This is a genomic window from Chryseobacterium sp. CP-77, from assembly GCF_036362765.1.
Lineage (GTDB): Bacteria > Bacteroidota > Bacteroidia > Flavobacteriales > Weeksellaceae > Chryseobacterium > Chryseobacterium cupriresistens.
Genome location: NZ_CP143637.1, coordinates 2,293,336 through 2,304,988, shown reverse-complemented (window position 1 = coordinate 2,304,988; position 11,653 = coordinate 2,293,336). Strand labels below are relative to the sequence as shown.

General features: G+C 34.7%; 11 protein-coding genes. 5 read left to right on the top strand and 6 right to left on the bottom strand.

Annotation, left to right across the window (positions count from 1 at the left end):
- The first annotated feature begins 332 nt into the window (after nt 1-332).
- The 5 genes from V0410_RS10195 to V0410_RS10175 all read left to right on the top strand — a co-directional run bounded on the left by V0410_RS10195 (nt 333) and on the right by V0410_RS10175 (nt 7,783).
- Nucleotides 333-1,700 carry a LuxR C-terminal-related transcriptional regulator gene (locus tag V0410_RS10195; protein ID WP_330747394.1) on the top strand — a complete coding sequence of 456 codons (1,368 nt, stop codon included), beginning with the start codon at nt 333-335 and terminating at the stop codon, nt 1,698-1,700.
- Nucleotides 1,701-2,285: 585 nt separating this feature from the next.
- Nucleotides 2,286-4,241, top strand: a complete 1,956-nt coding sequence (locus V0410_RS10190; RefSeq protein WP_330747393.1) for a beta strand repeat-containing protein — start codon at nt 2,286-2,288, stop codon at nt 4,239-4,241.
- 366 nt (nt 4,242-4,607) lie between these two features.
- Nucleotides 4,608-5,363, top strand: coding sequence for an aspartate/glutamate racemase family protein (locus V0410_RS10185; RefSeq protein ID WP_330747392.1), 756 nt, complete (start codon nt 4,608-4,610; stop codon nt 5,361-5,363).
- Nucleotides 5,364-5,408: 45 nt separating this feature from the next.
- On the top strand, nt 5,409-6,359 hold the full coding sequence (locus tag V0410_RS10180; protein ID WP_330747391.1) for a BPSS1187 family protein: 951 nt from the start codon (nt 5,409-5,411) through the stop codon (nt 6,357-6,359).
- 314 nt (nt 6,360-6,673) lie between these two features.
- The gene (locus tag V0410_RS10175) at nt 6,674-7,783 is read left to right on the top strand and encodes a heparan-alpha-glucosaminide N-acetyltransferase domain-containing protein (RefSeq protein ID WP_330747390.1); all 1,110 of its coding nucleotides are present in this window, start codon (nt 6,674-6,676) and stop codon (nt 7,781-7,783) included.
- A gap of 71 nt (nt 7,784-7,854) precedes the next feature.
- On the opposite strand, the gene V0410_RS10170 is transcribed toward V0410_RS10175, so the two are convergent.
- The 6 genes from V0410_RS10170 to V0410_RS10145 form a co-directional block, all read right to left on the bottom strand.
- The gene (locus V0410_RS10170; RefSeq protein WP_330747389.1) at nt 7,855-8,208 is read right to left on the bottom strand and encodes a cupin domain-containing protein; all 354 of its coding nucleotides are present in this window, start codon (nt 8,206-8,208) and stop codon (nt 7,855-7,857) included.
- Nucleotides 8,209-8,227: 19 nt separating this feature from the next.
- Nucleotides 8,228-8,647, bottom strand: coding sequence for a DoxX family membrane protein (locus tag V0410_RS10165; protein ID WP_330747388.1), 420 nt, complete (start codon nt 8,645-8,647; stop codon nt 8,228-8,230).
- A gap of 112 nt (nt 8,648-8,759) precedes the next feature.
- A complete protein-coding gene (locus V0410_RS10160; RefSeq protein WP_330747387.1) occupies nt 8,760-9,551 on the bottom strand; it encodes a helix-turn-helix domain-containing protein in 792 nt (263 codons plus the stop codon).
- 185 nt (nt 9,552-9,736) lie between these two features.
- On the bottom strand, nt 9,737-10,504 hold the full coding sequence (locus V0410_RS10155) for a GLPGLI family protein (RefSeq protein WP_330747386.1): 768 nt from the start codon (nt 10,502-10,504) through the stop codon (nt 9,737-9,739).
- A 59-nt stretch (nt 10,505-10,563) separates the two neighbouring features.
- Nucleotides 10,564-10,833 carry a hypothetical protein gene (locus V0410_RS10150; protein ID WP_330747385.1) on the bottom strand — a complete coding sequence of 90 codons (270 nt, stop codon included), beginning with the start codon at nt 10,831-10,833 and terminating at the stop codon, nt 10,564-10,566.
- Nucleotides 10,834-11,048: 215 nt separating this feature from the next.
- Nucleotides 11,049-11,624 carry a hypothetical protein gene (locus V0410_RS10145; protein WP_330747384.1) on the bottom strand — a complete coding sequence of 192 codons (576 nt, stop codon included), beginning with the start codon at nt 11,622-11,624 and terminating at the stop codon, nt 11,049-11,051.
- Between the last annotated feature and the right edge of the window lie 29 nt (nt 11,625-11,653).

Genomic DNA, 11,653 nt, shown 5'->3' with positions numbered 1-11,653 from the left:
ATCTTGTTATCCGTGTAAATAAAAGCAGAGAAAAGACAACGTTCAAAAAAGGAGTAATGCTATGTTCCAGAGCAGTAAATTATGATCGATAGGAAGCTGTTGTTTATTTCTCCTGAAATACTGCTGTTTTTCCAAATTGGAAATATTGATCTGATATACTTATCATAATAATTTTATTTGGTCATGATAAGTATTTTTTTATCTTTAATCAACAACCCGTTATTATGTTTTTTTTAAAAAATATGAATAAAATTATTTTATTTTCCTTCATAATATGTTGTTCGGAATTATTTTCACAACGATATACGGAAAGGAATATTGATACTTTACTGATGAAAACAAACGAAGTACTTCGGACAAGAATATCTGACGATGATCTTATCCGTTGGAATAAAGGAATTATAAAGGAAGCGGTTCGGATTGGCTACCGTGAAGGAGAGGCAGTGGGATATGTCAATATTGCGAACCGGTATATATTTGGGGGCGATTTAAAGAAAGGGTTGGAATATTTAAACAAGGCTGAAGATATATCCGGGAAAAGCAATAATAATTTTCTTTTTGGTAAAATCAATCAGGAGTATGCCCAGGTTTATAGTAAGATGGACGTGAGTAAGCTGGCTTTGGAATACAATTCAAAAGCTATGGAGTATGGTCTGAAGCTGAGAAAAGATAACCGGGACTGCCGTCTGTTTTTACGCTATGTCTATTCAACCAGATCTGTCTTCATGTATAAAGTTGACCGTCCTGACTCGGGCATTATTTACCTGCATAAAGCTATGAAAATAGAGGCAAATCCTCTCGATGTAGCTAATGTTGCCCATCATTATACCGTATTTGAAGCGAAACCTGATTCTGCCAGATATTACTTTCAAAAGGCTTTTGTGCTTTTAGAAACCAAAAAATTTAAACATAACAAATTCCAGAGAGCTGTTGTTTTACAGAATTATGGAATATTTCTGAACAGTCAGGGAAAAATCAGTGAGGCCATCGATACAATTACGAAGTCGATTGGATTTGCAAAACAGGTCAACAGACCAAAACTTATTCTTGGCAATTATAAGGAGTTGTCTGTACTTTATAAAAAAGAGGGGAATCCTGATAAAGAAAATGAATATCTGAACAAAGCAATCTCATTGCAGGACAGCCTTGATGCCAACCAGAATCAAGCAGTAAATCTTTCCATCAACAAACTGAATAAAGATAGAGAAAAGGAAAAGGTCCAATTTAAAAGTCAAAATAATACCACATTATGGTATAGTGGTATCTTAATGCTGTTAATTATTTTAGTTACCATTTACTTTTATTTGCATGTCAGAAAAAAGAAAAAGAAGCTGGCGGAAAGTGAAAAAATAATTTTTGAAATAGGAAAAGAAACGACAGACCTGAAAAGAAAACTCAGCGAAAATTATGAGAATGTCATTCAGCTTGCCAGAGAAAAAAAAGCTGATTTTTTTCCTAAATTCCAGGAAGCATATCCGGAATTATTCAGGGAGTTGTTGAAAATAAATCCTAATCTTTCCAAATCGGATTTAACTTTTTGTGCTATGATATGGCTAGGCTTTTCATCAAAGGAAATTGCTCAGTGTGTCTCTATGGAGCATAGATCTGTACAGACAAAAAAGTACAGAATACGTAAAAAACTGAATCTGGAAAGCGAGACCAATCTGTATCTTTTTTTCAGATCTATATTGGAACCTTAGAAATGTTAATTTAGTGTAACTGAATAAAATTTCAGAGAAACATGGGAGCAGGTTTTTATTATTGCTTTTCTGTAGGTTTGTTTAACCTTTATAGATTTGTCATAATAAGACTTGCTATTTCTATTTCTCTTCTCGTACAATATTCGTATTGGTAACCTTGATAATCACCTTCTTTGTTGGTTTGAGTGTTACATTCTTTTAATATACAAACTATCGTTTTGTTGCTGGCACTTACATCCGGTACAGTTGTCCATTAGTTCTGCATTTATTACTTAATGTAGAGCATCCTTGTTTTTTGATATGAATGGGATATTTTTTTTATTATGGATCAAAAAACAAACAGTTTGTTTGAGTATAGAGAGACGGATTTTAAATCTGTTGATTTCGTGCATGTTATTGATTCTTGCTTATATAGATTTTCTCCGTGATGCATAAATGATGTATCGTGTTGTATGGATGATGTAGATCTAAAAGATGAATTTTATTTTAAGTGTTCTAATATTGCACTGGCAAATTTTATGGCCCCATTCACAACACAAATGACTTTTATTACTAACTAATTTATTCAGATTAATTAATACACAAATGATGAAAAAAAAATTATTATTAACAAGCATATTTATTATGTTTTCATTGGCAGCGAAATCACAGGTGGGGATCAATACCAGTAATCCTCAGGGTATATTTAGTGTTGATGGGATGAAAAATAATCCAACAAGTGGGGTGCCTACTTCCGCTCAGGCTAAAGATGATCTGGTGATGACTCCTAATGGTAATCTGGGACTGGGGCTCATTGCTCCCGGTACCACATTGGATGTGAACGGAGCCATTACCAACCGTGAAACCGCTTTAGCCGTTGCAGGCAATGCTGTTACTATTCCGGCTAATGTAAGTTTGGTACAGCTTACGGGAGCTGCTACCAGTGCAGTTGTTATTACTGCACCTGCCGCTCCTAACCCAGGGCAGCGTCTTATTGTTTATAATAATACAACAGGTGGATTTGGTGCTGCATTGGGTGGTGTTACCATTCCCAATGGTAAGGCTTTGGAATATGTATACAGTAACTCTGGCTGGAGATCTACTGATGGTGGTTCAGGAACAACTTCTACTAATATTTATACGGCTGACGGTACCCTTACCGGTAACAGGATCGTAACACAGGGAGCCAATACCTTAGCATTTACCGGAACGCAGACCAATGCTTTTTCTGTAGATGGAAATACCTTATCCGTAGATGCTGCCAATGACCGTGTAGGTCTTGGTACAACAACACCTGATACCAAACTTACCATCAGTACCCCGGATAACAGTTTTGGATTAAATCATACCAATGGTACAGTGAACTTAAAAACATATATCGGAGGAGGTGTAGTTTCTGTGGGAACCACTACAGCCAATGATCTGAGATTTACTACCAATAATACTCAAAAAATGACTATTACCTCAGGAGGAAATGTTGGAGTAGGAACGGTGACTCCCACTAATAAACTGGTGATAGCCGGGAGTAATGCACAGCCTTCTGCACAAGGGACAGCAACTACCAATGCCACGCTTCGGGTTGATGGAAGCAGTAATCATGCCCTTGATTTCGGAACCTATGCAAACTCTCCTTATGGATCTTATATTTCAAGCCAGAACAAAACAGCTGCTGCAGGACTTCCTTTGGTGTTGAACCCGGAGGGGGGCAATGTAGGTATTAACACAACTCCGGGTACAGCACTGGATGTTAATGGAGCGATTACCAACCGTGAAATTGTATTAGCTGTTTCCGGTAATACTGTAACGGTTCCACCTAATGTAGGTCAGGTTCAGCTTACCGGTACTGCTACAGGAACAATTACCATTAATGCATTTGCAGCGCCTAATGCTGGTCAGAGACTTGTTGTGTTTAACAATACTTCGGGAGGATTCGGAGCAACACTGAATGGGGTTACCGTTCCTAATGGTAAAGCATTGGAATATGTTTTCAGTAATTCAAACTGGAGATCTACCGATGGAGGTACTGTTGGGGTAAGTTCAGCTAATATTGGAGATATTAAGGCAAGTTTTTCGGTATCTGATCACAGTGGATGGGTAAAACTTGATGGAAGACCAGTAGGAGGTTTGACCACTACTCAAAGAGCTGCTGCAAATTCATTAGGATTTTCATCATACATTCCTAATGCCAGCAACTCTTACTTAGTACAGGACGGTACAAGATTGGGAAGTATTAACAGCAACAACTCCCGTGTGATAGCAAGGAATCAATTGCCTAATTTTCAGTTATCTGGTAACACCAGTTCAGCTGAGCCTACTATAATGTATGATATTATCAATAACAATGGTAAACCGGCAACTGATACTTATTCATATACCTTCTTAGCCGGTAAAATTGGTACAGGTACGAGAAATCTTGATCATGTTAATACTAATGTATTACACCAAAATCCGCACTCCCATTCATTTACCACGAATAGTGTAAATGGCGGTGTAGCACAGCAGTCCATCAACATACAGCCTCAAAGTTTAAGTGTCAATATGTTTGTTTATTTAGGGAAATAAAAAAGTGACATATATTATAAAAGTATAGAAAAACCAATGTTTTGATTTAATTTATTAAATTATAGAAGACAGGAATTTCTTATTTATTGAAAATCTATAGCATGATCTTTTAAAGAATCGGATTTGTATTTGGTCATTTTTGACATTAAAATTGTCATAAAGGATAAGCTATACTTTTGGGTATAGCTTATTTATTAAAAGCGAATTAAAAGCGAACAGAATTTATGTAAAGTACAGTTGGCTAATTTTCCAGAGATAATGACAGGTTGTACTTCGGTATAACTATTAAAATTATAATAACTGAAATTGTAAATACTGTCAAATTTTATATCACATCTATATCATAAAAAAAAATTCTACAGATTTATGACTAATTATAATATAAGTTCTATAGATTATCCTCTACATCATTCCCGATTACGAAAATTAGGTCTTATCGGAGGTCTTTCCTGGCATTCAACGCTTGAATATTACATGTACCTGAATCAAACCATCAATGATCATTTCGGTAATAATACTAATCCTCCTCTTGTAGTAATAAATCTTGATCAGTATTATATGCATCAATTACAACGATCGGACCGTTGGGACATCATAGCAGGAATGCTGATTGAAGCCTGTGATCAATTATATAAAGCCGGAGCCTCTGCAGCAATGTTTTGTGCTAATACCCCCCATAAAGTGTATCATGATGTACAGGCCCAAAGCAGGATTCCCATACTGCATATCGGAGATGCAACAGGTGCTGAGATCAGAAAGAAAGGTCTTCGGAAGGTCGGGTTTATTGGAACAATATTTACCATGGAGGAGCCATTTATTGCAAAAATCCTAAAAGATAAATATGATATTGATATGATGGTTCCCGATAAAAAGAAAGACAGAGAAAAACTTCACATCATTATACAAAAAGAACTGTCTCTTGGAATTTTAAAACCTGAAACAAAAGAATATATACTGGATCAGATTGTAATGCTGGAAACGATGGGTGCTGAAGGCATCATATTGGGATGTACCGAATTCCCACTTATTATCGGTCCGAATGATATTAAGATACCCATATTCAATACCACATTATTGCACGCTCAGATGGGAGTAGATTTTATCCTGGATTCTGATTTTTAGTGCTTAGTTATAGAGTTTTATTTGTTTAATTTAATTGTAAATACTATGGAAAAAAAGACCTCAATATTCACCACGGTGATATGTATTTTGTTGTTTATGGTAAGTTTGCCCGGAGATCTGACAGCACAAAAGGTAAGTCCGTCTAACAATTTTTCCGGATATAAAACACTTAAAGTGAAGCCAAGCGAAGCTGACCCTTCGGTAAAGAATTGGGACAGTGCACATATCGTAATGTATGATAAGGGCATTAAAAATAATAAGATATTGCTTTGGCTTACGGGAACCAAAGGATCTACTGATCACGTTCCTCAAAGTTTTTTTAAAACGGCATTAGATCAGGGATATAGAATTATAGCACTCTCTTTTATGAGCACCCCGGGAGTTTCACAGGTTTGTAAAGGCAGTTATTTGAGTAAAAATGTTGATTGTGCAGCGGAGTTCCGCAGAAAACGTATTTATGGTGATAATACTTTCCTTCCTATTCCGGATCAGTATCAGGATGCCATAATACCTCGTCTGACAAAACTTTTACAGTATTTGTCGAAAAGTGATAAAGATGGTGCATGGTCCCAATATCTGAATGAGAGCACGGGTAAGCCCGTTTGGAGCAAAATTGCCATAGCGGGGCAATCCCAGGGTGGAGGAATGGCGGAATTTATCGCTCAGCATGAGTCTGTGGCAAGAATCATCAGCTTTTCAGGAGGATGGGATTACAGTGATTCCAGAACGAAAAAGATAGCAGGCTGGTATTCCCAAAAATTGCTGACATCACCTGAAAATGTTTTTGCAACCTATCATGTGAAAGAAGTGGCAGCAAAAGAGCTGGCGGAGATTTGTAAAGAGCTGCATATTCCTGCAGAGAATGTTTTTGCATTAGATCAGCCTATTGTTCAAAACACAAATAAGCGTACTCCTCCTAATCCTTATCATGTGGAAGGAGTTAAAAATCCTGTGTATCAACCTATCTGGATAAAAATGCTTGGTTCGGGGCTATGATTTTAAGATATCAATTTAAATATGATAAAACTCTTCCTGCTGGAAGAGTTTTTTATTAAAGGACATAGAATATTAAACTTTCATTTTCTGACGTTCAAAGGGAAAATTACATACTTGAGTGTTGAAGATATTATTGTAATTATACTGAAATAAGTGTTTAAGTATTACTATTTTATGAAAATTGATTCATGAATTATGAGGAGTGGTTTTAATTTGTATATTTGGTTTTTATTTAGAATAAATAAAAATATTATTTAAGAAAATCATTAATGAATACAATTTTGTCCATCTAATCCACATTCTCATTAAAAACTATGGAACTACAAAACAAAAGAATCCTTACTCTGGATGTAATAAAAGGTATAAGTGTCATCGGAATGATCATTATACATACCTTATTGGTGTATGCCAATGTAAAATCACAATATGAAACAGCTGTCGGCAGTTTTATTGTTTTTCTTGGAAGGGGAACTTCCATTTTCCTGATCTGTATGGGAATTACTTTCATGACTTCCAGTCATCAAAGTCTTAAAAGTGCTTTAAAACGGGGTGCTTTACTGGTATTTGCAGGATTGTTCATGAACTTTATGAAGTTTATGATTCCAGTGCTTTTTAATTTTGCTCCCGATAATTTTATCCAAAAATATGGATGGGATGCACCTATAGAACAGCAGTATGTATATCTGGTACAATTGGGTGATATTTTACAGCTGGCAGGGATGTCCTTATTATTTGTAGGATTTATCAGAGAATATGTCAAAAATAAATATATTATCCTGGCAATAGGTTTATTCGTTGCGCTGGTATCCAGGGAAGTAAGCGGAATTAACCTGGATTATCCTGTGATCAATTATGTCCTGGATCTCCTTTTCAATACCGATTATCCGGCATATGTCTATTTCCCTGTTTTTCCATGGATGGCCTTTATCATCATCGGAATGTTTTTCGGGAAATGGTTTCAGGAGCTGAACTACAATACCCAACAGATATTTAGAAATATGCTCTATGCCGGACTGTTATTTATTGCCATAGGAGCACCGCTGGTTTTTCTGTATGGTGATTATCATTACAATGGTTTTTATCACATGGGCCCTGGCGGTGTTCTTTATTTTGCAGGCTGGACACTACTGTTTTTATGGCTGATTAATACGTTTACGGCAAACGCCAAAGAAAATGGTTTTATACGTATTCTCAAATATTGCAGTAAAAATCTGACTTCAATGTACATGATTCAATGGATATTAATCTCGTGGGGAAAAGGAATTTTCGGATATCGACAACATGAAATCGAATACGTATGTATGCTGATCCCGTTATATATTATTCTCACCTTTTCAGTACAGACTTTGGTGGATGTCATAAGAAAGAAAAAAACTTTAATTGGCTTCAGACCGATATCAACTGATAAAACAGTTTTGAAATAACAATTCCCATTTTATCATGTAAAATTATAAAACCACGGTAAAAGTTTACTGTGGTTTTGTTTGTTATCAGTTTAAAGAATTTCCACTTCTTCCGGTACAACAAAAAGAATGATACAGCCATATTCAGATTTCACGGAATGCTTGAAATCAGGCGGAGTATATAGGTAATCTCCTTTTTCAAGCCGGGCTCCTGCAATCGTTGCATCACCTTCTATTATAAATAATTCCTCTCCTGCAGGATGATTATGATAAGGATAGCTGGCTCCCGGTTCAAATTTTAAAAGAATACTGGTAGAACGGTTTTTTTCAGTATCAAATTTTAAGGATTTTACAAAAATACCGTCATAATGAATACCTTTTTCAATCAAAGGCTGCCATTCTTTCTGTTCTGTTTTTACGATGTAATCGTGGATGTTGGTGTTCATGTGATATAAATTTTAATTGTTATTGATGTAAGAAATGGTCAAAACTCCATGTATATTGGGAAAATGTACTCAGAAGAAATGCTCCTGCACTGAATGCGAAGACTGAATAGTCCAGAGGTTCTTTAATTCCAAAAGAAATGCTCATGGCTATAGCAAAAAATAAAGTGAGCACAGAGGCGTACCTTGCTGTTCTTTTTATCTGAAAACCCAGAAGAAGCAGAATGCCGATTGACAGTTCAGCAATGGTTGATAATATTGCAATAATGGCTGCCCACAATGGTGGTAAAAATGAATTGGTTTCAGCGGTATAATGAACAAAATTTTTCCAGCCTGAAGATTGAGTTCCCCAAAGATTCAGCCTGCTTGCTACTGCTGATAAAAATCCGGCAGCCAGAGCAATTCTTAATAAAAAAACGGCGGTATCCTGTTGCGTTTTCATACGTATAATTTTTAGGTTTTAATTACAGTACAAAGTTCAGCGAAAGCCGTCGCCTAAAGAATAGACAATTCCGGGAAAAGCATGTAATATTGGAGAAGGAAGCTGGAAGTTTTTACATTTCCTTTACCGCTTTCTGATACTCTTTGGGAGATTGTGAAGTATGTTTTTTAAAGAAATTTGAAAAATAGAAAGGATCATTGAAACCAAGCTGGTAGGCAATTTCTTTTACAGTCAGCTTTTCATACATCAATAGTCTCTTAGCTTCAGAAATAATGAGGCTGTAGATCACATTCTGGGCCGTTTTGCTGGTATGAAGCTTTGAAACCTCATTCAATTTGGCTTCAGTAGTTCCGAGAAGATCAGCAAAATGAGAGACCTGATAATTATTTTTAAAATTTGCCCTTACACTTTCAAGGAATTTTAAAAATAAAGCATCGGGCTTCCATATTTCATCGCCGTGGGCAATTTTACTGCGGTTGATTTCTACGAGAAGCAATTCCACCAGAGAATGTGTAGAGATCAGATACTGGTAAGGCTGTTCCAGAATTTCTTTTTCAATAGTATTCAATGTTTCAGAGAAAAATTCAGGACGCTGTACAGTGATCATTTCATTCATTCCAAAATGGCAAAAGAGACCATTGTGGAAGATAAGTTCGATATCACTATCACTTTTACAGAAAAAATCCAGCGTAAATTCCAATGCAGTCAATTCTCCTTCTACTGATTTTAACTGATGAAACTGTCCTGAAGTAATGGTTACAACCTGACCGGTTTTCATCACAAAAATATGTTCGTCAATCAGAATTTCTGCATTTCCGGACTGGCACCAGAATAAGGTGTATCTGATGACCCGTCGCGGTTCAGGATATCCTGCCTGGTTGGAGTATTTTCTTATTTTAATCATTTCAGATCTGTTAAAGGTGAATATCAAATTGATGTCACTGGATGGAACAAAACGGATATTGTAAAAATCCTTTTGATGAAGCTACAACTGTAATTATAGGTACACAGCTCACTCATAATGCTAGCTATAATGATGTATAGAAATAATGAAAAATAAAACACCTGTAATTTCAGGTGTTTTATTTTTTATTCTAAAGAATTGTTATATTTCCTTTTATTGTCCTCAATCATTTTTCTATACTCAGGGTTATTAATTTTACCTTGATAAGGGTCATTCATATATTCTTTTCTCTTTGTTATAAATTGATCTTTGGATACAATTAACCCTTTTTTTTGCTCAATGGGTAAACTCGTTTTATTTATTGATATAAGTTCAAAACCTATATAATTATTCACCTCATTGATCTTTAATATTAATCCAGGAAGTCCTCTAAATTTGTATGGACCATCACTTATTGGAATATCATAAGTAAACCAAGCTATAAACTTTTTTTCTCCTGCACTTACAACTGCTTTATTACATTTATAGCCGCCAATAATAGAAGTGCTTTTATTATCAATTTGCCAGTCAAGTTTATCAGGACTCTCATAGGTGTAATAATTTCTCCCTAAATAATTTGATATATAGGTTTTGTTTTCATCCTTATATACGTTATGCTTTACCTTAGATTTCGGAAGAGAGCCGGGATCAACAATATTTCCGGTTTTCATTGCATCTTCCAGTTTTTTCCCAAAACCATCCACTGCAGCCTTATAATTTTCACTATAATATATAGATTTTTTGCCATTAGTGAGTAATACCATAGGCTCATTAATTGTAGATAATTTATCCAAAGTATCTTGTACAAAAGTATATTTATACTTTACTTCGATTTCCGAATAATCTTTTTTTTCTTGACCTCTCACATAGTTAAAACAAAGAAATAACAAAAAAATTCTAAAAAGTGGTTTCATAGGTACTCAAAATATTATAATTAAATAGGCTGTTAAAAGACAGCCTATTATTTTTTTCATTACGTCATTGGATTTTCATAACTGGAATGCCCACAATCTTGATTGTTATACATTTCCCATTCGTTGTAAAGGCAATCACTTGAATCAAATTCAGAATCAAAAACTGTTTGATAAGTAGTTCCACAAATAGTTTTGATAGTCACCAAATACCTTGTAAAGGCTGTAATTTGCTGTTTTTCCTTTTTTGACTCTAATTTGTTAGAAGTGCTTTCTTTAGCACAAACAAGTCCAGCAACCATAAATGCTGAAAGTAATAATACTTTTTTCATAATTATGTTTTTTAAATATTTAACAATTTAAATATAAAATTATTTTTCTAATCACCAAATGTGGAAAACCGTAAGGATATTAAAAAGATTTTAAGTCTTGTTTAAGGCTCCTTTAAATACTCTTTAAAATAAAACTATTATCCAACGAAAATTCGGCGGGTATAGTAATATTTTTTATACTTTTGGTTTTGCCGATTATATTGAGCAGATAAATTTTAGTTTGATTTTTTATTATCAATTTTTTCTAACTGCTTTTTAACTGCATTGATATTTTCTTCTGTAAGTTTCCCATAACCCAGCTCTTTGATTTGGTTTAATTGTAATTTTGATATTTCATCTTGCTTATCTTTATTTTTTAATAACTGATCCCGCAGCGAAATATAATACTGGGTAGAGTATACTTCATCTTTTAAAAATTCTGAAATATTTTTATTTTCTCCGACACATCCCAAAGTATATTTCATCATTAAAGGATTGTTATAATAGAAAGTATAGATATCTAAGAATCTTTTATCATTTCTTTTAAATAGCTCCTTGGCGGAATAAACCCTTAACGCATTGCTGCCATTCATCGCATAATAATAGAGTTCATCATTACTGGCTATTTTGGCAACTTTTTTAAATTGATTATAAATTTTGCTTTTTTCACCTCCAACTCCAATATTAGGAGACTCTGCATATGAGACATTGTCTAAAGGCTGTGCCAGTTTTTTTACTGCTTCAGAGACCTGAGCATTAGATATTGTAAGACTAAACGTGAATAGAAAACAGTAGAAATATTTATAGCTCATTATTTATAAATAATTAAAGTTAAATAAAA